Here is a 23100-nt window from a genome sequence, read left to right as displayed (position 1 = left end):
TGACGAAGGTGGCTGGGCGTGACTTATTGACTGTCGGACTTGCCGTCGTAACGGCGCTGCCATTCGGCGAGCACTGCATCCCGCTGGTTGGCCGCCTTGGCAAAGTCAGCCTCGATCATCATCTCGGTGATATTGGCCGGATAATGCTCGATCGGCTTGGCCACCCCTGGATAGGCCACGACCGCATAGCCTTCGTTGTAGAGTTCATTGGCCGGCTTGGAGACTGCCCAATCCATCAGTGTCTGCGCCGCCTCACGCTTGTCGGTGCCCTTCATGATCGCCGCGGCTTCCATGTCCCAGCCCAGCCCTTCCTCGGGGAAGACCAGATCCACCGGTGCGCCCTGCGCCTTGAGGCGCGCGCCTCGGAAGGCGAAGGACACACCGACCACGGCCTCGCCGGAACCGGCCAGGTTGCAGGGCGCGGAGCCTGAGTGGGTGTAGCGGGCAATGTTGTCGTGCAGGCGGTCCATGTAATCCCAGCCGCCCTCATCACCCCACAGCTGCAACCAGCTGGCGACATCCAGATAGCCGGTACCGGAAGAACTCGGGTTGGGCATGATCACGTGGCCCTTGAACTCGGGACGCGTGAGGTCTTCCCATGACGTGGGCTTGGGCACTCCCAGTCGCTCACCTTCGACGGTGTTGTAGCAGAGCGAGGCGACCCAGGCGTCCATCCCGACCCAGGACGGGTCCTGGCCATCACGGTAGGCGGGGTCGACGAACTTGGTATCCAGCGCCTCGACTCCCTTGGGGGCATAGCGCGACAGCATGCCTTCCTTCTCGAGCACCAGCAGGCTGGTCGCGGCCAGGCCCCACACCACATCCGCCTGCGGGTTGTCCTTCTCGGCAAGCAATCGTGCGGTGATCACGCCCGTGGAGTCGCGCACCCATTTGATGTCGATATCCGGGTGCGCCTGCTGGAAGCGCTCGGCATATTTCTGCAGATCATCGGACTCCACCGCGGTATAGACGGTGAGCTCGGTGGCCGCCTGGGCATTGAGGGAAACGACCAGACCAACGGCACTGACCAGCAAGGAACGGGTGAGGAAGGAACGGGGCAAGAAGGACATCGGGACTCTCCAACGCTTGGAATGAATGGCTCTCGCCATCTGGTATATACCAAGAGTATGAGCGAGCCGAATGACACCCCCGTGACAGTCAGTTGAAGGCGCAGTGAAACAGTGTTGCCTCATATAGTGTCCCTGCAGCGCGGGTTCAGGGCTTGTTCTTGAGTGTGACGGTGATGCACAGCGCATTGTGCAGCCAGCGCTCTTCGTCATAGCCGATGGGACGATGCTGCTCATCGAAGGTGGCCCGACGCACGGTCAGCCCGGGGCTGCCCATGGCGACCCCAAGCTCCCGGGCGGCCTGCTCTCCCAGCGACTCGGAGTAGAAGCGCAGCTCACGATGGGCCAGTGTGAGGCCATAGCGTCCGCGCAGCTCCGCCCACAGTGACACCCCGAACTGACCCTCCTCGAGCAGTCCAGGGGCGCGCTCCGGCACCACCCACATCGACTCGCTGAGCACGGCGCGCTCATCCACGAAACGCCGGCGGCGAATATGATAGAGCGGTGTCTGGGCCGCCAGGCCCAGCGCTTGCGCAGCCGGTGGGTAGGCCTGAACATCGGTCAGCAGCACTTCTGTCCGTGGCCGCCGCCCCTGCGCCGTCACATAGTCATTGAAGCCGGAGTCACGCGTGGGGTCGTAATCCAGCCGCGGCGGCGACACGAACCACCCACGCCGATTGCTGCGATGAATGCGCCCTTCTCCCTCCAGCTGCCCCAACGCCTGACGCAACGTCACGCGCGTGGTATCGAAGCGCTCGGCCAGCACGCGTTCAGAAGGCAAACGCCCCTCTTCAAAGGCATCAGGGTCCTTCAGCTGTTCGCGCAGGCGATCGGTAAGGTGGAGGTAATACGCATCACTCATGACGAGGAGTCCTGACCAAAGATGAAGAGGGTTGCCACTACCGGGTAATCACACGGCGCCGCTTGCCCCGCCGGCGAAGACAATGCCCGGGACCCTGCGCCGCCAAACGGCTGGATGCTCCAGAAACTATCACATTCGCGTGACTCGCACTGGCCTGCCAGCTTTCGTGCCGGTGGCGCTGCAGGGTTTCATGACAGCCGCCTGGTTGAGCTCACAGGCGTGGATAGCGGTGGGATGGCACGCTGATGTTCAAGAGGGGGTGAACACACAATGCGCAGCCTCTAAGGGCTGCGCATTCAGTGGGCAAACAGGAAACGTATGAGCGGCGGAGAACTCAGAACTCGCTGACGATATTCAGGTACTGCTTCATGTCACCGACCATGGCCTGCTCCAAGAGCTTGCCTGTCTCGATGGCATAGGGCTGCTGGAAGTGAATGTCCCACAGGTCTGATTCCGTGCGCCAATGCTCGTATATCACCAGCGTGTCATCCTGTCCGTCGATGGTATACAGATCAAACACGAGATTGCCCGACTCCTCACTGCGCGTCTTCGCCACATGCGTGGTGAATTGCTTCAGCAACCGAGCGCGATATTCTTCCTTGATCTTGAAGATGAAGAAGATACTGAATACCTCATCTTCCGGCTGCACGTGCCTGGGGTTCGCCTCATGCAATGGCGCCGGGTCAGTATCGTTCAAGGGCATCACCTCGAATGGCGATGCCAACGCCGTGTCAGCCAGTTTCAGCAGGGCTTGCGCGTATGGCTGATTCACATGTGCCTGATGCGCCTCAGCACTTGCCCAGCGCTCGTAGGCGAAGATGGTGGTGGGAGAATCCTTGGCCGCGAAGAAACGCATTTCCAGCATCCCCGGTTCAGCCGCTGAGCCCAGCTTGTTGTCAGTCAAGGCCTGCTTGAAGGTAGCGAGTTGTTCGGGCTTGACGTCAAATTTCACGATCAAGGTGAGCATGGAGATGCCCTTATAGTCAGTGGTTGTCATCGGCCCAACGGCAAGAGCTGCTGCGTCACGTGGCAGCAGGCCTGTCTCGGGAAGTGACTGACACTATCTTTCGCTGCCTGGCTGAAAAACCCGCGGCACGGAGAAAGACTTTCAATGAAAACTTGAACGTGAATGCAGCCCCTTCCACAGCAATGCGCCGCTTGAAACATGAGACCGCGCGCTCACGCAGATCCAGAACGAAAAATCCCGCAGCCAAGGCTACGGGATCATCGACTAGAAGCAAATCATCAATTCCATATATGGAAATCTATTTCTACATGTGAAAAACAGTTTGACACCTCTGACGTCACTTCATAGCCTGTAGGCCAAATTCAGGAGGAGTGATGCATGCGCACTGACAAGAACTTCATCAACAACGAATTCGTCGCCTCATCCCAGGGCGAGATGATTTCGGTCTACAACCCGGCCACCGAAGCACTGGTAGGTCAGGTGCAGGCAGCAACCACTGACGAAGCGCTTGAAGCGGTGAGCATTGCGGCCAAGGCGCAGAAGGACTGGCGTGCCAAGACCAGCACCGAGCGTGCCGGCTACATGCACAAGCTTGCCGAGGCGCTGATGGCGCGCAAGGATGCCATCGGCCAGGCATTGGCAGATGAGTCCGGCAAGAGCCTGGAAGACGCCACCAATGAAGCCGTCTACGCCGCTGACATCACGCGCTACCACGCCGAGTGGGCACGTCGTATCGAGGGCGAGATCGTCCCCAGCGACACCCCCAATGAAAGCCTGCTGCTGCAGCGTGAGCCCATCGGCGTCGTGGCCTGCCTGATTCCGTTCAACTACCCGGTGTTCACCCTGCTGCGCAAGATCGCCCCGGCGCTGATCACTGGCAATGCCGTGGTCGTGCGTCCGAGCAACAACACCCCGACCTCCGCTTTCGAGATCGCCAAGGCGATCCAAGATGCCGGCATTCCGGCAGGCATCGTCAACATCCTGGCGATGGACCACGGCACCGCGGAAGCCGTCTGCACGCACCCCAAGGTGGGCATGATCACCCTGACCGGCAGCGTCGGCGCCGGTCGCAAGGTGCTGGAATATTCCCAGGTCAACATCGCCAAGTCTTCACTGGAACTGGGCGGCAAGTCACCGGCCATCGTCGAGCCGGATGCCGACCTGGCCAAGGCAGCGGCACAGATCGCGGCCTCTACCCTCACCAACTGTGGCCAGCTGTGTACCGCCATCGAGCGTGTCTATGTGCACGAATCCGTCTATGACGACTTCGTCGCCCAGCTGAAGCAGCAGATGGAAGGCGTCAAGTTCGGCAACCGTCTGGAAGATGCCAGCCTGATGGGGCCGCTGATCAACGAGAATTCGCGTCTCAACATCCATCAGATGGTGGAACGCGCCATCGATGACGGGGCCACTCTGGAAATCGGCGGCTATATCCCCGAAGGCAAGGGTCACTTCTACCCGCCGACCCTGCTGACCGGTTGCCGTCAGGACATGGAGATCGTGCAGGAAGAGATCTTCGGCCCGGTACTGCCGGTGCTGACCTACAGCGATGTGGATGAAGCGCTGGCACTGGCCAATGACCACCAGTTCGGTCTGGCCTCCGTGGTCTTCACCGAGAACTATCGCACTGCCATGAAGGTCGCCAACAACATCGAAGCCGGCGAGCTCTACATCAATCGCACCCCGGCGGACCCCTACCAGGGCTACCACGCCGGCTGGAAGCGCTCTGGCCTGGGCGGTGATGATGGCAAGCACGGCATGCTCGACTACACCCAGACCCGTCTGGTCGTGATGAACTACTGATCACGCCATTCCGTTTTAGCTGTCACGCCTTCGGGGAACCCTCTCCCCGGAGGCGCTGACGCCCTACCCCATTTCTTTCCGGAAGCGCGCTGTTGGCGTCGAATATCTGCATGCCAGGCAGTGCGCTCCCACACCATCCTGCTAGCCAGTGACCACTGAAAGGCCTGCCACCATGAAAGTTGTCAGTTGCGAGACACACATCGTCGCCACCCCGCCGCCCCACGTCGGCGGTATGTACTGGATCTTCGTTCAGCTGCGTACCGCTTGCGGCATCGAAGGGGTCGGTGAAGTCTATGCCGCCACCTTCCATCCGGAAGTCATGAGCAAGGCGATCGCCGATGTCTTCTCGCGTTATCTGGAAGGCAAGAACCCGCATCATATTGAACGTCTGTACCGCGAAGCCTTCTCCAGTGGCTTCACCCAACGCCCTGACCTCACCATGATGGGCGTGCTGAGTGGTCTCGAGATGGCCTGCTGGGACATCGTCGGCAAGGCGGCCGGACTGCCGGTCTATGAGCTGATCGGTGGCAAGGTCCACGACAAGCTGCGCTCCTACACCTATCTGTACCCCAAGGATGCGCGCGGCGACTACGACTATGACAACGTCGAGCTGGCCGTCGAGTGCGCACTGGAGAACAAGGAAAAAGGCTTCACCGCGCTGAAGTTCGACCCGGCCGGCCCCTACACCGCCTACTCCGGCCAGATGCTGTCTCTGGAAGGCATGGACAAGAGCGCCACCTTCTGCCGCCGCATCCGCGAAGCGGTCGGCAACAGCTGTGATCTGCTGTTCGGCACCCACGGCCAGATGACGCCGGCATCCGCCATTCGTCTCGCCAAGTATCTCGAGCCGTATGACCCGCTGTGGCTGGAAGAGCCGGTACCGCCGGGACAGAGCGAGGCCATGGCACGTGTGGCAGACCACACCTCCATTCCGGTCGCGACCGGTGAGCGCCTGACCACCAAGTACGAATTCCACGATGTGCTCAAGAACAACGCGGCCTCCATCCTGCAGATGAACCTGGGACGCGTCGGCGGCATTCTGGAAGGCAAGAAGATCGCGGCGCTGGCAGAAGTCCATTACGCCCAGATCGCCCCGCATCTCTACAACGGCCCGGTCGGCGCCGCGGCCAGTATCCAGCTGGCGACCGCCACGCCCAACTTCCTGATTCAGGAAAGCATCGGCACCTGGGATGGCTTCCACGCCGATGTGCTCAAGGAGAAGATCGAGTGGCGTGATGGCTACATCATCCCCTCCACCAAGCCGGGCCTGGGGGTCGAGCTGGACATGGACGTGGTCAAGGCCAATTCGCCTTACACCGGCCGAACTCTGCACCTGAGCATGGACCCGCGTCCCTATGACGTGAAGGAACAGTCCAGCACCGACTGGAAGCGCAAGCCGGAGGCGTAACGCCGATGCAATACGATTTCATCATTGTCGGTGCCGGGTCGGCGGGGTGTATCCTCGCCAACCGGCTCAGCGCCAGCGGACGCCACAGCGTGTTGCTGCTGGAGGCCGGCGGCAAGGACACCTCGCCCTGGATCAAGGTGCCGGTCGGGTTCGCCAAGACCTACTACAACCCGACCTACAACTACATGTATTACAGCAAGGAAGAAGCCGCGATGGGGGGGCGCAAGATCTATACCCCACGCGGCAAGGTGCAGGGTGGCTCCGGCTCCATCAATGCGATGATCTATGTCCGGGGCCAGGCCTCGGACTTCGATGACTGGGCGCGCGCCGGCAACGACGGCTGGTCCTATCGCGAGGTACTGCCCTACTTCAAGCGTCTTGAATGCCACCCGGATGGCGACACCGAGTATCGCTCCGGCCAGGGGCCGATCGGCATCACGCCGCTGAAACATGGCGCGCACCCGATCTGCCAGTCGTGGCTGGAAGGTGCCCGCGAGCTGGGTTACACGCTCAATGATGATTTCAATGGCGAACACTTCGAGGGTGCTGGCATCTATGAGGCCAACATCCGCAAGGGACAGCGGGATTCCAGCAACACCGCCTACCTGAAGCCGGCGCTGTCACGCGACAACCTCACGCTCAAGCATATCTGTCGGGTGGAGCGCGTGACGCTGGAAGAGACGCCCGATGGCGGCAAGCGCGCCACGGGTGTCGTCTACCGGCTGGATGACGAGGTCATCGAGGTGACGGCGCGGCGCGAAGTCATTCTCTGCGCCGGCGCGGTGGACTCCCCGAAGCTGCTGCAGCTTTCGGGGATCGGCGAGCGTGAGGCGCTGGCGACGCATGGTATCCAGACACAGGTAGACCTGCCGGCCGTCGGGCAGAACCTGCAGGACCACCTGTGCGCCAGCTACTATTACCGCGCCAATCGCACCACGCTGAATGATGACTTCGCATCCTTCTGGGGCCAGGCCAAGGCGGGACTGCAGTATCTGATCAACCGCAGCGGGCCGCTGGGCATGAGCGTGAATCAGGCCGGAGGGTTCTTCCGGGGCAGCGAGGCGGAGTCAGAGCCGAACATCCAGCTCTACTTCAATCCGATGTCCTACCAGATTCCCAACGACCCGAAGGCCAAGCTGACACCGGAGCCGTATTCCGGCTTCCTGCTGGCCTTCAATTCCTGCCGACCGACCAGCCGTGGCAGCATTTCACTGTCCTCGGCAGACCCGGCAGACCCGGCGACGATCTGCCCCAACTACCTCAGTACCCAGAAGGATATCGATGAGGTCATCCAGGGCAGTCGTCTGGTGCGCAAGCTGATGGGCGCGCCCGCGCTCAAGGCCATCACCGAGTGCGAGGTCGCCCCGGCCGAGACGGTCCAGGATGAGGACAGCATGCTGGCGTATTTCCGCTCCCAGGGTGGCTCCATCTACCACCTGTGTGGCTCCTGCGCGATGGGCCCGGACAAGGCGAACGCCGTGGTCGACAGCCGGCTGAAGGTGCATGGTGTGGCGGGGCTGCGCGTCATCGATGCCGCCATCTTCCCCAATATCACCTCCGGCAATCTGAATGCGCCGGTGATGATGGTGGCGGAAAAAGGCGCGGACCTGGTGCTGGCCGATCACGCCGAGTGAGCCGAGATCAGCCACCAGACAACCCGCACACGGCCCATGGGTCTGGTACCCTATGGGCCGTTTTATTTTCAGCGCATGAAAGATGCCGTGTGTGGCATCGTTCATCCGTCGTCAAAGTGTCACAGCCCCGGATGCACGCCGCCTGTGGCCGAGATTCGCGTTTCGGAGTGTCCCCGCGTTCATGAATCACGAGAAGACCAAAGCCCCTGCCGTCGACCACAGTGTCATGATTCTGGACCTGCTTGCGGCAGCCTCCTACCCGCTGACGCTCTCGGAAATCTGCGAGTCCACCGGCATCTCGCCTGCCACCGGACACCGCGTGATCAACTCCCTGCTGCACCATCAGCTGGTCGCTCACGATCCCGGTCGCAAGAAGTCCTACTGCATCGGCTCGCGCATCTTCCAGATCTCCTCGACGATCTACAACAAGCAGAGCCTGATTCCGGTCTTCTACCCCATCGCCGAGATTCTCAAGAACGAGATTCACCGCTCGATCTTCCTGTGCATCCCCATCGGGGATCAGGTAGTGGTGATCTCGAAGGTCGATGCCTCCGGCAGTGGCAGCTACAACCTCTACATCGGCAAGACCATGGCCCAGCACGCCTGTGCCGCCGGCAAGGCAATTCTCGCCATGCGCCCCGAGAGCTCGCGTCAGCTGTACTTGGAGGCTGCCACGCGTATCACGCCCGAACTGGCCGTACGCCGTGACGAGATGGATGCCGAGCTTGAGCGTGCACAACGTCTGGGCTATGCCGTGTCCAGTGGCGATGCCGAGGGTCAACTGAGCTGTATCGCCGCGCCTGTGCTGAACATGCGCAACGAGCCCATTGCCGCCATCAGCGCCGTCATCAGCCAAGACTGCCTGAATCCGCAGCAGGCTCGCGCCTACTCCAAGCATCTGGTGCAGGCAGCGCGTCAGCTCTCCTCGCGCATCATCTGAGGTCCAAGACGGCACTTGGCGAGCCAGTTATGCTGCACCGCACAAAGTCTTGCCACTATATATAGGTATTTTTAGCACTGAGCATATAGGTATTTTTCAGTACTCAGCGATGTGACAGACGCGATGGAGTTGCTCTGATAGCGAAGCGCATCCGCGACAGCCGACAAGCGCCTTGAAGGTGTCTTTTGTCGATGGCGCGAATGCAAGATACCCGTGATTCACAAGGCCAGCCTGGCCTCACGAATCACGGGTATCTTGCGTGCATCACGACGGCGTCATTCGCCCCCTGTCAGGAGATAACCGGCGCGCCAAGCAGTGCCTTGACCTCGACATACTCCGCCAGGCCTTCGTCGCCCCATTCACGGCCGTTGCCAGAACGCTTGTAGCCACCGAAGGGCGCATCGAAGGAGAACTCTGCCCCTTGCAGATAGCATTGCCCTGCCTGCATGCAGCGGGCGATGGGCAATGCTGCCTCGGCGTCACGTGCATAGACCGCAGATGACAGGCCATAGACGCTGTCATTGGCGATGGCGATTCCCTGCTTCACATCGTCGTAAGGCAGAATGCACAGCACCGGGCCGAAGACCTCCTCACGGGCGATCTCCATCTCATTGCTGACATTGGTGAAGATGGTCGGCCGTACATAGCAGCCCTTCTCGAGCCCTTCGGGCGGCTCGACGCCACCCAGCGCCAGCTCGACACCGTCGTTGATGGCCCGCTGCACCAGATCAAGCACCCTCTCGCGCTGACGCTGGGAGACCAGCGGCCCCATGGTGGTCGCCGGATCATTCGGGTCACCCACCACCTGCTCATTGGCGATCTCGACCGCCAGACGGGTCGCCTCTTCCATGCGCGAACGCGGTACCAGCAGACGCGTGAAGGCGTCGCAGGTCTGGCCGGTGTTGGCCATCACGTTCTCGACGTTCAAGCGCACGGCCGCGGCCAGATCGGCATCTTCCGTCACCAGCAGCGGCGACTTGCCGCCCAGTTCCTGACAGACCCGCTTGACGGTGGGCGCGGCACTCTCGGCGACCTTGCTACCGGCAACGGTGGAGCCGGTGAAGGACACCATGTCGACCTGCGGATGGCCGGACATCACTGGGCCTATCTCACTGCCCTCGCCCGTCACCACGTTGAAGACGCCTGCAGGCAGACCGACCTTCTCGAGGATCTCGGCCATGATGAAGTCCTGCAGCGGGGTCTGCTCCGCCGGCTTGGCGATCACGGTGCAGCCTGCCGCCAGCGCCGGGGCCAGCTTGCCGATCAACTGATGCAGTGGATAGTTCCACGGATTGATCAGCGAGCAGACACCGATGGGCTCGCGCATCAGAGTCACATCGCCCTTGCGCTCATCCTCTTCCATCTGGAAGGCACGCTCGGCGTAGTAACGCATGCCCTCGATGGGGCCTTCCACGTGCAGCGCGCCGGCCAGTTGCACCGGGCAACCCATGGTGAGCACCTGCACGTCGCGCAGCTCATCGAAGCGACGCTGCATCTCATCCGCTGCCGCCATCAGGATGTCGTGGCGTTCCTGCGCGGATGTCGTGGACCAGGCAGGCAGCGCCTGACGTGCTGCCATGATGGCAGCCTCCACATCCTGCTCACCGGCACGCGGTACACTGGCGCACAGCTCGCCGGTGGCCGGATTGATGACCTCCATGCGCTCGCGCCCGAAGGGTGCCTGCCAGTGACCATTGATGTAGAAGTTGTCGTGATGTTGCATGCCAGACCTCTCGTTGCTGGTGGGAGATAACACTTTCCCTGAGGGTGAGTCTCAAACGCAAATGCCCCGGAGGCCATTCGCACGGCGCTCCGGGGCAGTCTTCACGGCTCAGTTGCGGCCGGTAACGCCGACTTCGTAGCCGACTTCTTCCGGCTCGTCATCGGTCAGCTCTGCCGGGAAACCGGTGCCGAGCACACGGACATCGGCGGCTTCCTCGAGACGACGGATGATGTTGGATGACCACTCACGCGGACCGAAGCGTTCCTGACCATCGCGGAAGATGTCCATCAGCATCGGGGAGATTTCCAGCGGCACATCCAGGTTCTTGGCCAGGGTGTCGAACAGGCCGACATCCTTGAGCACCAGATCCATGGTGAAGCTGATGTTGCGGCTTCCGTTCAGGATGACCTGGGACTCGGTCTCGTGGACGAAGGAGTTGCCCGAGGAAATCTTGATCGCCTCGTAGGTGGTATTCATGTCCATGCCGGCCTTCTTGCAGACGGTCAAGGCTTCGGCGACGGCGCACAGGTTGGCGGTGGCCAGATAGTTGGTCATCACCTTGAGCACGGAGGCGGTACCCAGCTCCCCGGTATGCAGAACACGACGCCCCAGGTTGGTCAGCACCGGCAGCACCTGCTCGAAGGATTCACGGTCACCGCCGACGAAGATGGAGATATTGCCGGTGGCGGCGCGGTGGCAGCCGCCGGAGACAGGCGCTTCCAGTGCCTTGGCACCGGTGGCCAGCACCTTGTCGGCGATACGACGCAGTTCGCCGTCGTCGGTAGTGCTCATCTCGAGCCAGATCTTGCCTTCACGCAGACCGGCAATGATGCCGTCATCGCTTTCCATCACGGCACTGCAGGCAGCCGGAGACGGCAGGCAGGTGATGACCATGTCGTTGGCTTCGGCGAGCTCCCTGGCGGAATCCGCCCACTTGGCACCCTGCGCGAGGAAAGGCTTGGCGGCTTCCGGGTCAAGGTCACGCACGGTAACGTCATGCCCATTGCGCAGCAGACTACCTGCCAGCTTGCCGCCCACGTTACCGAGACCGATGAATCCGACTTTCATGTGCTGTCCTCTTTGCTGTCTGCCTGCTGGCTGTCCGGTGTACTGCACAGGGCCGCTTGGGACGGAGTGGAATCCTGTCCGTCGTGGCCCATGTCATCTTGAGGCTCACCCTACTGGCCGACCTGCCTGCCAACAATTCATAAGAATTTGGCGATTGGTAACAATTTTTGTGAGTCCCCCCAGACCCCGCGCCTCCGAACAGCAAACAGCGAACAGCGATCAACCGGCAGATGCCCAGCCCCCCCCATAACTCAGAACACAGAATCCAGAAGTCAGAACCCGGAAACAAAAAACGCCACCCGAAGGTGGCGTTGTCACGTAACAGCTCTCGCTTTGGCGGATCAGGTGGGCACGCTGCGACTCTGTGCCTCCAACCAGCCAAGGAGGGTCGCGACGCGCGGGTCCCGCTCCAGCTCGCGATGACAGACAGCCCCCCATTCACCGCGCCCGGTCGTCACCTGTCCGATCGGGTTGATGAGTCGACCGTTCGCCAGATCATCGTCGGCAAAGGGCCCGTTGACCAAAGCGACGCCCTCCCCGCGCGCCGCCATCTCCAGGGCGACGGCCAGGGTGTCGACCACGATGCAATTGCGGGTGGGACAAGGGCCTAGCGACAATGCCTCGAAGTAACTCTCCCAATTCCAGCCCTCGGTGTAGACCCCGATCAACGGCAGCGTCTTCAAGGCATCCGCGGGAACCGGGTGTGCGTCGTCGCCCAGCAGCTGGGGGCTGCATACCGGGAGGAGGCGTGACTCGAACAACGGCTGCCAGTGCAGGTGGTCCGCCAGCGGCGCATCGCGAAAGACGATACCGACATCGGCATTGGCCTCATCGAACTCCCAGCCGAGACTGCACGTCATCAGCTTGAGCTCGACTTCAGGATGCATGGCCTGGAAATGCGACAAGCGAGGTGCCAACCAGCGAATCGAGGTCGTCACATAGACCTGAATCGTCAGCGGCTGGGCATGCTGCATCTGGCGCAGAGACTCGGCGCCTTGCACCAGGCCCGCCAGCGCTTCACGCACGACCGGATAGAAACGCTCGCCAGCCGCCGTCAGCACCACATGACGGCCTTCACGGGCAAAAAGTTTCACCTCCAGACTCTCTTCGAGACGCTGAATCTGGTTGGCAATGGCCGGATGCGTCAGGTTCAGTTCCTCGGCAGCCGCGCGGAGACTCAGCAGACGCGCAGCCGCTTCAAACCCTTTCAGCGAACTCAAGGGCGGCAGTTTCTGCAGTGGCAGAGGGGTTGGCATAGACGACACTCACGAAAGGCAAAAGGCGAGCAGGAAGCAACCGGCATCCCATGAACGATAGACGTTCTCGACACACTTTCCCGTTCACGGTACACGGTACACGGTTGCCATCTGGCCCTCTTTCGCCATGAGACAATGGCAAAGCGGGTGACTGTCGCTGACAGCCACCCGCACAATTGACCTCATGTTACCAAAGGCGCCATGCCGCGTAATGCCGATGCGCTTCGGCAAGCTACCCGTGACCGGCTCAACAGGCACGGCTCAACCGGCCTGACTCAGACAGCCTAGCTCAGCAGGCGCTCGTCGAAGGGGTAGTCGGACAACAGCTCCACCTGACCATCGTCACGAATGTACAGCTGCTCTTCGAGCTTGACGCCTTCACCGCCGGACTCATGCCCGATATAGCTCTCCACACACAGCGTCATCCCCGGTTGGAGGATGCCGTCGTACCCCTTGTCCTCGATATCCTCGCGATGAACGATGTAGGGATACTCGCCGTTCATCCCGACACCATGCGCCAGGGCGAAGTAACGACGCGCGCGGTAAGCGGGAGGGATTCGCCAGGCGCGTTCGGCGTACTCCTTGAAGCTGACCCCCGGCTTGAGATTTTCCATGTTGGTCTGGATCTGGTCATACGCCATGCGATAGAGCGATTTCTGCTCGGCGCTGGCCTCACCCGTGCCACACAGGAAGGTTCTCGAGAAGTCCGCATAGTATCCGTAACGTCCCACCACATCGGTATCCAGTGCGACCAGTTCTCCTGCCTGGATGACACGGTCGGAACATTCCTGGAACCAGGGGTTCGTGCGTGGCCCGGAATTCATGAGGCGTGTCTCGATGAAATCGGCGTCTGTCTCGATGATGTGCTGATGCAGTCGGGACCAGACGTGATTCTCGGTGACCCCAGGGCGGATGGAGGCCTCCAGTTTGCGCACTCCCTCCTCGACCGCTCTCAGCGAGGAGCGAATCATCTTTATCTCGTTGGGTACCTTGAAGGCTCGCGCCTGCTCAAGAGGCTCCTGAGCATCCAGCACTTGATAGCCTCGCTGCTCGAGCATGAAAGCGGCTTCCGCGGTCGCGCTTTCGATGGCGATCCGCTCACCTCCGCCGCACTGACGCACCAGATCGATGATTTCATCCGCCCAAGCCCTGGTGACGGCTTCCGTATTCTTCTCATTGAAATAATAGGAAATCGCCTTGGCCGGACGAATCTCGTCCACGGTCGGCAGATGGCTGGCCAGGTGTTCGCACCCCGAGAACTCGAACAGCACGACCGGCCCTGCCGCGGGGACGAATACGTAGCGAGCGGGATTGCGCGAACTGTATACCTGCATGTTTCGAGACCCGGTGGCATAGCGGACATGTGCCGGGTCGAACAGGACTGCCGCCGAGATATCACGACGGGCCAGCTCCTGGCGAACACGCGCAAGTCGGTCGCATTGGATCTGCGCAATCTCTTCCGACGTCGGTTCGCAGTCTTCCAGTGCATGGGTCGGGGCCAGAATGCCCATCGCTGTCAGGTCCATTTTCATGTGAAGTGCTCTGTGGGAAGTGTTCGATCAAGCGCTCAAGAGGCGCATGCAAGTTGAGAAGGCGTCACGGGAACACCGATCGTCGATCAGTCGAGCAGACCGTCGGCGCGCTGGACGTGCTGGGCTTCCGCCAGAATGTGCTGCTCCGAGACGCGTCCATACAGCTGACGCGTACGCTCAAGCCGGCCGACCACTCCCGGCGTTTCGGAATACGCGAAAATCGCCGTCAACCGTGGGACCTCACCCGACACCTGCGTGACGCGGTGCAGACTGAACCGCCCCTTGAACAACTGCAGATCGCCCGGGTTGAGGCTCAAGGTCTTCACCGCTTCACGCGACTCTCCCCGGATCACTTCGCCTACGGCAGCGTAGTGTTCATCGTTGGGGGTGCGGATGCCGGGGCAATACTCGAACTGCCCCCCGCTCTCGGGCTGTTGCGTCATCATGGTGACGATGAATTCGTTGGTGTCGTAGTGCCAGGGTTGCTCGGTGCCATCTGGCAGCACGTTGAGCACGAGTCCGGCAAAGGGGTCGGCATACTCGTACACCCGCTCACGACCAAGACAGGCCGACACCAGTTGCTTCATGGCCTGCGAGACGTACAGCCGCTGCATCAGGCTATCGGCAGGGATCATGTCACGCGTCACGAAGCCACTGGTGCGCGTCATGAACAAGCGACGCGGGTCCTGTTGGGGCAAGCAGTCGTCATCGGCCGTGAAATAAGCATTCACCTCGCGGGTGTTGTAGAACGCGGTCTCGGCGAGACGGGCCGTTTCCGCTTGCATCTGCGCAAGGCGCTCAGGACGCAGAAATCCTCTCAACACGGCACAACCCTCACGCTCGAGATCTTCACGCGCCTTGGCGATCGTGGCCTCAAGCACCGGAGATCGGGGGGCATGCAGGGGGTAACGCTCGGTATCGACCAACGCGGAGAGATCGACGGTCTCGGCATCGGCCAATTGCGGGGGCATCGCGGAAGTCAGGTCAGTCACGGAAGTATCCTCACGTCGTGGGGCTGGGGGACAAGACAGCTCATGGGTCAGGCACTATGCTGGCCAGAATCCATGCATTTGAGAAACGAGTCATTCCAATGAAATCCATCGGAAAACCCGATACATCAAGCACAGATACCCCTCGCCCGTTGCCATCGCTGGATACGGATCTCCTGCTGGCATTCGTGACGGTGGCCGACAGCGGGAGCTTCACTCAGGCATCGCGGCATCTGCATCGCACGCAGTCCACTGTCAGTCTGCGCATCAGCACCCTCGAGGAGCGACTTGGCTATCGACTGCTGATGCGAACCAGCCGTCATATGGAATTGACCAATGCCGGCCGAACGTTTCTGCGTTACGCACGACGCATCCTGCAACTGCAACGCGAAGCCGTGGCCGCCCTCAGCGAAAACGACCACCCGATCACGTTGCGCCTCGGCTTGCCGGAGGATTACGCCACCACCTGGTTGCCAGATCTGCTGGCACATCTCGGCGAGCGCCCCCCCCAGATCCGTCCGCACATCCACTGCCGGATGTCCACGGAACTGCTGGAACAGCTCGATGCCGGCCAGCTGGATCTGGTCATCGCGGTCAGCCACAACCAACAACGCCAGGGGGAACTGCTGTCCCGCGAACCGGTAGTGTGGGCGGCGCATCAACGCTTTGTGCTGGACCCCTCCGCTCCGCTGCCGTTGGCGCTGTTCCCCGAACAATGCATCTATCGCGAAAGGGCATTGTCCGCCCTGACCCAGGCAGAACGCAGCTGGCGTATCGATTCCACCAGTCAAAGCCCCAGTGGCTTGAGAGTCATCGTCAATCAGGGCCATGCCATCACGGTGGCAGATCGACGCTCGTTGCCTGAGGACTGGTGCGAGCTGGGCACCGAGGCAGGGCTTCCGGCGCTACCCACTGCCGAAATTGAACTCCATCGTTCCCCCAGCCTGACGCATCCGATCTTCGATACTTGCGCAGAGATGATTCGCGAATTGTTGCGAGAGAACCCTCAGGCGCGATGAGCCCTCATCAGGATCACTGGTCTTGCTGCTTATACGGGCGTTTTTACTATCTCCATTACGACCTCTGACATTCTGACTGCGACAGGATGGAAGATTTTCCGATCTACCCTGCAATACGCTGCACGGCAGTTCGCTGCGTGTCACAGGGAGCCCGGAAAGCTGACGTCATTCCGCCTCCTCCTCGAGCACTGACGTTGCAAGATCAGATGATCGTCCCTACATGATCAGACGCTCATTCCCCCCTTACCGATGAGGCCCCTGATCGGCGCAGACAAGACGTCAAGCGCCACCCCGAGATGATCGGTAACACCTGACAACAAGATGATCGGCTACACCCGACAACAAGATCGAGGAGTATCAAATGTTCGGAGCATCCGTGCGCCCACTGGTCTTCTGGCCACCTTTCATTCTGCTGTTCGCCTCCGTATTGGCGAGCTTGATCGATCTCGACAGCTTTCTGGCTGTCACTACCAATCTCAACAACCAGGTACTGAGCAAGTTCGGCTGGTTGTTTTCCATCACGGCGCTCAGCATGGTGGTGGCCTGCCTCATCGCCTATCTTTCGCCGCTGGGCCGCACCCGTATCGGCGGTGAGAACGCGACGCGACTGTTGTCCCCATGGCGTTGGTTCTCCATCACGTTATGCACCACGTTGGCCGTGGGCATCATGTTCTGGTCGACCGCAGAGCCGCTTTATCATCTGCACTCGCCGCCCACCTCGCTGGACATTGCCGCCAATAGCCCGGAAGCCGCGCGGTTCGCGCTCTCGACCATGTTCCTGCACTGGTCGTTCACGCCCTATGCGATCTACACCGTCCCTGCGCTGATCTTTGCCCTGATGCATTACAACCTCGGCAAGCCCTTCTCGCTCGGAACCCTGTTCGTGCCGCTGCTGGGAGATCGACTGATCGGTCGCAAGGGACGTGCGCTCGATGCACTCGCGCTCTTCGCACTGGTCTGTGGCATGGCGTCGTCCCTCGGCACAGGGGCCATGACACTGGCAGGCGGCATCGACCGCTTCCTCGGCACTGGCTCGGGCCCGCTGATGCTGGGCATCGTCACCCTCGCGATCGTGCTGTGTTTCACCGCTTCGGCGGCCAGTGGTCTGCAAAAAGGCATCGCTCGCCTGTCCGCCATCAACGCCAAGGCCTTCTTCGCCTTTCTCATCTTCGTGTTCGCCTTCGGTCCGACGCTGACCATCCTGGGCTACGGCACGGAAGCGGCTGGCGAATACTTCACCAACTTCATGAGCAAGAATCTGTTCACCGGGGCCTTCGACAATGACCCCTGGCCACAGAGCTGGACCATCTTCTACTGGGCCAACTGGATGGCATGGGCACCGATTTCGGCCTTGTTCCTGGGCAAGATCTCACGGGGGTATACCGTGCGGCAGTTCATGCTGATCAACATGGTGGCGCCCTCGCTCTTCTCGATCATCTATGTCGCGGTGTTCAGCAGCACGACATTGAAGCTCGACATGGATACCGCCGGGGCACTCAACATGATTCTCAGCGAGGCCGGGGCTGGCTCGGTGATCTACGCACTATTCGATGAGCTACCGATGAGCTCTCTGGTAGGAGGGATCTTCCTGGTCATCGCCTTCCTGTCCTTCGTGACAGCGGCCGACTCCAATACCGACGCCATCAGCCAACTCTGCAGCTCGGATAGCCAGGCGGCCCTGGCAGGCAACGAAAGCGAAGAGCGCAGCAAGGGCCGACTGATGATGAAGATCGTCTGGGGCTCGACCATCGGCGCCGTCGCCTGGATCATGACTTCCTTCGTCGGCATCGACGGCATCAAGATGCTCTCCAACCTCGGCGGGGTACCAGCGCTCTTCATCGTGATCGGCGCCACGGCGTCACTGATACGTCTGGTCTCGATCGGCACCGCCAAGATCGGCCTCGAGCACACGCCGTCACGCAGTTATTCGGCAGAAGCTCACCAGCGTTGGCAATCTTCCCAGTCCAGCTGAGTCAGCTCGAGATGGCGTGATACTCAAGTCCTCAAGGAGAAACCACGACACCCCCGGGCCGAGAGGCGACGGGGGTGTCGTGGTTTTCTCTTGAGTGTCATGGCGCGCACAGTGTCGTGGGCCATGCAGTCTGCGTAACGGCTCGGGGGCGTTAGTCACTGACGCAATTTCCGGACAGCACTTTCTGGAAATCCCGCCAGCGCATTACATGAACGCGCGCGTATATACGCCGTTGGTGAGCGAATCTCAACGCTGACAAAACAGAATTTTATGAGTTAGCATCCGCACCCTCACAAGAAATTATAGGAATGCGTATGTTTGGCTCCTCCATCCGCCCCCTGGTCTTCTGGCCACCGTTCATCCTGTTGATGGTCGCGGTGGCAGCAAGTCTCATCAATCTCGAAGGATTCCTCGCCACCACGACGGCCTTGAATGACTGGGTACTCGACAAATTCGGTTGGCTGTTCTCGATTACGGCATTGGCGATGGTGGTGACATGCTTGATCACTTACCTCTCACCACTGGGCCGGACCCGGATCGGGGGTGAAAATGCCACGCGGATCCTGACACCCTGGCGCTGGTTTTCCATCACGCTATGTACCACCCTGGCCGTCGGCATCATGTTCTGGTCGACCGCAGAACCGCTCTATCACCTGCATACTCCACCAGGTTCACTCGATGTGGTTGCCAATACACCTGAGGCTGCCAGATTCGCGCTCTCGACGATGTTCCTGCATTGGTCATTCACGCCCTATGCGATCTATACCGTCCCGGCATTGCTGTTCGCTCTGATGCATTACAACCTGGGCAAGCCGTTCTCGCTCGGGACGCTCTTCGTGCCGCTTCTGGGTGATCGCCTGATAGGTCGCAAGGGACGTGCGCTGGATGCACTGGCGCTGTTTGCACTGGTCTGCGGCATGGCCTCGTCATTGGGCACCGGCGCCATGACACTGGCCGGTGGGCTGGACCGCTTTCTGGGCACCGGCACTGGTCCGCTGATGCTAGCACTGGTGACTCTGGCCATTGTGGCCTGCTTTACCGCCTCCGCGGCCAGTGGTCTGCAGAAAGGCATTGCGCGTCTCTCCGCCATCAATGCCAAGGCCTTCTTCGTCTTCATGGCCTTTGTCTTCCTGTGTGGCCCGACCCAGACCATTCTTGGCTATGGCACCGAAGCCGCAGGTGAGTATTTCAACAACTTCATGCAAAAGAGCCTGTTCACCGGGGCCTTCGATGACGATCCGTGGCCGAAAAGCTGGAGTATCTTCTACTGGGCCAACTGGATGGCATGGGCACCGATTTCCGCCCTGTTCCTGGGCAAGATTTCCCGTGGCTATACCGTGCGCCAGTTCATGCTGATCAACCTGGTCGCGCCGGCACTGTTCTCGATCACCTACGTGAGTGTCTTCGCAAGCTCCACTATCCAGTTCGACATGCAAAGTGGCGGTGCGCTTTACCAACTGCTGAATGAGTCTGGTGCAGGCTCCGTCATCTATGCCCTGTTTGATGAACTGCCGATGAGCACCCTGGTCAGCGCCATCTTCCTGATCATCGCCTTCCTGTCCTTCGTGACGGCAGCTGACTCCAACACCGAAGCGATCAGCCAGCTGTGCAGCACCGACAGCCAGGCTGCCATGGCCGGAGACAGCGACGAAAATACCAATGATCGTCTGCTCATGAAGATCATCTGGGGCTGCACCATCGGCGCCGTCGCCTGGATCATGACCGCCTTCGTGGGCATTGACGGTATCAAGATGCTCTCCAACCTCGGCGGTGTGCCGGCGCTGTTCATCGTGATTGCCGCCACGGCGTCCCTGCTGCGTCTGGTGTCAATCGGTACCGCCAAGATCGGTCTCGAGCACACGCCGTCACGTAGCTATTCTCCTGAAGCGCATCTGCGCTGGGAAAGCACCCGCAAGACGGCAGAAAGCTCTCGGTAAGCCAAGCCTTGCGCTGCGCATGCCTACCTTGGGCATGTTTATAACGCCCTGTCTTCAGACAGGGCGTTTTACCGTGGGCCGGCCGCTTTGAAGACCCACCCTCCCATCAAGCAACGCCCTCTTCCAAGCCGAGTCAGTCGTTGCCTGAGCCATTGAGCAAGTATGTGTCTGCAGTATTGGACAAGTAATACGCATATCGGAATGACAACCATTTATTCAACTTGCTGGTAAACTCCAGAAGTTATAAATAGTAATGAGTAATACCGAGGAAGATTATTTATATAATACGTCATGTCTCGCGTGCTGCTCTGCCACGTCTTACCACACTGAGTGTCGTTGCTCGCCACTCGTCCAACTATCGTTGACGGGGGTGAGAGGCAAGCTTCTCCTCCCAGGGTGTGGACATTGACATGCGCATAATTTATCGTTGCGGACGCATTTGATAACTAGAGAAAATAAAAACACCGTTTTGCCAAGCTTGGGGCTGACCAACAACTCGCATCAGCGCCCTTGCAAGGCTTGACCGATCACAAGGACGCGTATGCGATATCATTATTCCGATGAAGGCAGATGCATGCCACGCCGCCCTCCCCCAATTTCCCGCCTGACCGGGAAGTGCCACCAACTCCGTCTTCATTGACCGAGATTGCCGATTATTGATGACGCGGCCCACGTGCTGCGCTGGATGACATTTGCTTGAGCAAATGACGCTGAACTACGTCCACGGCTAAGAACCTTCCCCTCCTTACTCGTCGCTATCGACAACCGTTTGCCCTCTGGCAACTGCGTTGCGTAGCGCCCTGTTTCCCTACCGAGGGCCAGTTCTTGAACAACGAATCGCTATATCAATTCTCTACCCTGACTGTCGTACTGCTGCTGCTTGCCTTCTATGGCGGCACTTACTTGATGACTCTGGGGATCCGCAAGAAAAATGAAGATGCCGATGCCTTCATGGTCTCCAACCATCGCGTTGGCTTCGGCATGGGCGCGGCAAGCATGACGGCTACCTGGATCTGGGCGGCCTCCTTCTATGCTGCCGCCACCTCCGGCTATACCTATGGTGTCTCAGGGCCGATCCACTATGGCCTGTGGGGTGCACTGATGATCCTGTTCATCTACCCCTTCGGTCGCCGCTTCCGCAAGCTGGCGCCCAATGCGCATACACTGGGCGAGCTGATCCATGCGCGTCACGGCTCCTCCAGTCAACTGATCCTGGCACTCTCAAACCTGCTGGGTAGCGTAATCAGCCTGATGGTCAACTTCACCGCCGCCGGGGCGCTCGTCTCCGTGCTATCGCCGCTGTCCTTCCAGGCGGGCGTGATCATGGCGGGCGTGGGGGTGCTGTTCTATACCCTGTGGTCGGGCTTCCGCGCCTCGGTACTGACCGATTTCGCGCAGCTGGTTGCCCTGATGGCGATCGCCATCGTGATCATTCCAGCGGTGTTCTTTGCGATGGGTGGCCCGACAGAGCTGGTCGCAGGTCTGGATAACCTGACGCCTGAGCAGGCCGACTTCTTTTCGACGGATGCCATCCTGAACCAGGGAGCGCCCTTCTTCGTCGCGGTCCTGGCCTATGCGATCGGTAACCAGACCATTTCCCAGCGCCTGTTCGCCGTCAACGAAGACCACATCAAGCCGACTTTCCTCACCGCGACGCTGGGCTATGGCGCCATCGTCATCGGCCTGGGCATGATTGGCCTGATGGCACTGACACTCGGGGTGGAGCCGCTCAACGGCGACATGAACAACCTCATCCCGCAGATGGTGTCCGAGTATCTGCCGCCGTTCTTCATCGCGCTGTTCTTCATTCTGGTGATCGGCTCGCTGTCCTCTACCGCGGATTCCGACCTCTCCGCACTGTCCGCCATCATCATGGCCGACGTCTATGGCAAGAATATCGCCCGCGGCAAGCCAGACCCGAAGCGCATGCTCTTCATCGGCCGCTTGACCATGATCATCGCCACGGTGCTGGGCATCGTCTTCGCCAGCTTCTCACTGGATATCCTGGTAATGCTGGTCTTCGTCGGGGCTCTGTGGGGCGCGATCGTCTTCCCGGTCATCGCCAGCTGTTTCTGGAACCGAGTGACCAATACCGCCTTCACCACGTCGGTCATCGTCGCGATGCTGATGTTCTGTCTGGCACGCTTTGAACTGGTGCCGCTGACGGGCATGAGCGGTCTGTTCTTCGAACTGCTCGCCAGCATCGGTGGCGGCGTGATCATCGGACTGATGGTGTTCGGCTTCCTGGGGCGCATTCTCGGCATCCTGGCTGGAATCGCGGCCATGATCGCCATGCTGATCTTCGCGACCGACTTCCTGCGTGACTACACCGTTCTGCTCGCCTCACTGACCGCTTACGGCACCAGCACTCTGGTGTGTGTGGTCATGAGCCTCGCCAGCCGCCAGGAGCGTTTCGACTTCGACACCATCACCGCACGTGTCGGCAACTATGACGAGGCACTCGACGCAGACGACCACAAGACTTCAGCGCCCAACCAGCCACAGCCGGCGGCCTGAGCCTCGCATGAAGCTGGATAACGTCTGAAGACGGACAACAGGAGACATGCCCCATGACATTGCTTTTCGCTACCTATGTACTGATATGGCCAGCACTCACCCTGGCGGTATTGATCGTCATCTGTCGCGCGGTCGCACGTGATCGTCGCATCGCACGTGAAGAAAAGCGCGAGCTGGTATGAAGCTCTTGGCGTAATGTGACGCCATGAACGCAAAAGCCCGCCTCTGGAAAGTCCAGAGGCGGGCTTTTTTACAACTTACCGAAGAATAGCCTATCTATCACACCTGCTCGACGATCCACTCATGCGTGGGGTCATTCTTGAACTTCCAGACCCGCTTGGGGCCGGCACTGTCGTTGAGACCACGCTGGCCATCAGAAAATCGAGCACATTTCCACGGGCAAGAT

17 protein-coding genes are annotated in these 23100 nt (G+C 60.3%); 9 read left to right on the top strand and 8 right to left on the bottom strand.

All coding sequences use genetic code 11. The annotated features are described in order from the left end of the window. Positions 1 to 23: 23 nt before the first annotated feature. From QQF40_RS03340 to QQF40_RS03330, 3 genes are all read right to left on the bottom strand, one after another. Positions 24 to 1070 (bottom strand): putative 2-aminoethylphosphonate ABC transporter substrate-binding protein, encoded by a 1047-nt coding sequence (locus QQF40_RS03340; protein WP_285460389.1) that lies wholly within the window; start codon positions 1068 to 1070, stop codon positions 24 to 26. Between the two features lie 145 nt (positions 1071 to 1215). Continuing rightward, a complete protein-coding gene (locus QQF40_RS03335; protein ID WP_054555867.1) occupies positions 1216 to 1929 on the bottom strand; it encodes a UTRA domain-containing protein in 714 nt (237 codons plus the stop codon). A gap of 334 nt (positions 1930 to 2263) precedes the next feature. After that, on the bottom strand, positions 2264 to 2896 hold the full coding sequence (locus QQF40_RS03330) for a putative quinol monooxygenase (protein WP_285460387.1): 633 nt from the start codon (positions 2894 to 2896) through the stop codon (positions 2264 to 2266). A 378-nt stretch (positions 2897 to 3274) separates the two neighbouring features. Between QQF40_RS03330 and aldA the strand changes: the two genes are divergently transcribed. From aldA to QQF40_RS03310, 4 genes are all read left to right on the top strand, one after another. Then, positions 3275 to 4699, top strand: a complete 1425-nt coding sequence (gene aldA, locus QQF40_RS03325) for an aldehyde dehydrogenase (RefSeq protein WP_054555865.1) — start codon at positions 3275 to 3277, stop codon at positions 4697 to 4699. Between the two features lie 172 nt (positions 4700 to 4871). Continuing rightward, entirely contained in the window at positions 4872 to 6107 is a 1236-nt protein-coding gene (locus QQF40_RS03320; protein ID WP_285460383.1) for a mandelate racemase/muconate lactonizing enzyme family protein, read from the top strand. A 5-nt stretch (positions 6108 to 6112) separates the two neighbouring features. Next, positions 6113 to 7741, top strand: coding sequence for a GMC family oxidoreductase (locus QQF40_RS03315; RefSeq protein ID WP_285460382.1), 1629 nt, complete (start codon positions 6113 to 6115; stop codon positions 7739 to 7741). Positions 7742 to 7922: 181 nt separating this feature from the next. After that, entirely contained in the window at positions 7923 to 8681 is a 759-nt protein-coding gene (locus QQF40_RS03310) for an IclR family transcriptional regulator (RefSeq protein WP_285460380.1), read from the top strand. A 289-nt stretch (positions 8682 to 8970) separates the two neighbouring features. Here QQF40_RS03310 and QQF40_RS03305 read toward each other — a convergent pair whose 3' ends face one another. The 5 genes from QQF40_RS03305 to QQF40_RS03285 all read right to left on the bottom strand — a co-directional run bounded on the left by QQF40_RS03305 (position 8971) and on the right by QQF40_RS03285 (position 15252). Beyond that, the gene (locus QQF40_RS03305) at positions 8971 to 10404 is read right to left on the bottom strand and encodes an aldehyde dehydrogenase family protein (protein ID WP_285460378.1); all 1434 of its coding nucleotides are present in this window, start codon (positions 10402 to 10404) and stop codon (positions 8971 to 8973) included. A 108-nt stretch (positions 10405 to 10512) separates the two neighbouring features. Next, positions 10513 to 11472 (bottom strand): NAD(P)-dependent oxidoreductase, encoded by a 960-nt coding sequence (locus QQF40_RS03300; RefSeq protein WP_279830882.1) that lies wholly within the window; start codon positions 11470 to 11472, stop codon positions 10513 to 10515. A 341-nt stretch (positions 11473 to 11813) separates the two neighbouring features. Next, entirely contained in the window at positions 11814 to 12728 is a 915-nt protein-coding gene (locus tag QQF40_RS03295) for a LysR substrate-binding domain-containing protein (protein WP_253061913.1), read from the bottom strand. A 284-nt stretch (positions 12729 to 13012) separates the two neighbouring features. After that, entirely contained in the window at positions 13013 to 14260 is a 1248-nt protein-coding gene (locus QQF40_RS03290; RefSeq protein WP_285460374.1) for a M24 family metallopeptidase, read from the bottom strand. 86 nt (positions 14261 to 14346) lie between these two features. Then, positions 14347 to 15252, bottom strand: coding sequence for a HalD/BesD family halogenase (locus tag QQF40_RS03285; protein WP_352230712.1), 906 nt, complete (start codon positions 15250 to 15252; stop codon positions 14347 to 14349). A gap of 98 nt (positions 15253 to 15350) precedes the next feature. Here QQF40_RS03285 and QQF40_RS03280 point away from each other — a divergent pair, with 98 nt between their 5' ends. The 5 genes from QQF40_RS03280 (at position 15351) to QQF40_RS03260 (ending at position 22876) form a co-directional block, all read left to right on the top strand. Beyond that, positions 15351 to 16268 carry a LysR family transcriptional regulator gene (locus QQF40_RS03280; RefSeq protein WP_285460372.1) on the top strand — a complete coding sequence of 306 codons (918 nt, stop codon included), beginning with the start codon at positions 15351 to 15353 and terminating at the stop codon, positions 16266 to 16268. 361 nt (positions 16269 to 16629) lie between these two features. Beyond that, a complete protein-coding gene (locus QQF40_RS03275) occupies positions 16630 to 18240 on the top strand; it encodes a BCCT family transporter (protein WP_285460371.1) in 1611 nt (536 codons plus the stop codon). A 308-nt stretch (positions 18241 to 18548) separates the two neighbouring features. After that, on the top strand, positions 18549 to 20177 hold the full coding sequence (locus tag QQF40_RS03270; protein WP_285460369.1) for a BCCT family transporter: 1629 nt from the start codon (positions 18549 to 18551) through the stop codon (positions 20175 to 20177). Positions 20178 to 21002: 825 nt separating this feature from the next. Then, positions 21003 to 22694: a sodium:solute symporter family protein gene (locus QQF40_RS03265; protein WP_285460368.1), complete on the top strand. Its 1692-nt coding sequence runs from the start codon at positions 21003 to 21005 to the stop codon at positions 22692 to 22694. 53 nt (positions 22695 to 22747) lie between these two features. After that, entirely contained in the window at positions 22748 to 22876 is a 129-nt protein-coding gene (locus QQF40_RS03260) for a putative transporter small subunit (RefSeq protein ID WP_217485951.1), read from the top strand. Positions 22877 to 23100: the final 224 nt, after the last annotated feature.

The sequence above is a fragment of the Cobetia sp. LC6 genome, assembly GCF_030264805.1.
GTDB lineage: Bacteria > Pseudomonadota > Gammaproteobacteria > Pseudomonadales > Halomonadaceae > Cobetia.
This window is presented reverse-complemented; position numbering and strand designations above follow the sequence as displayed.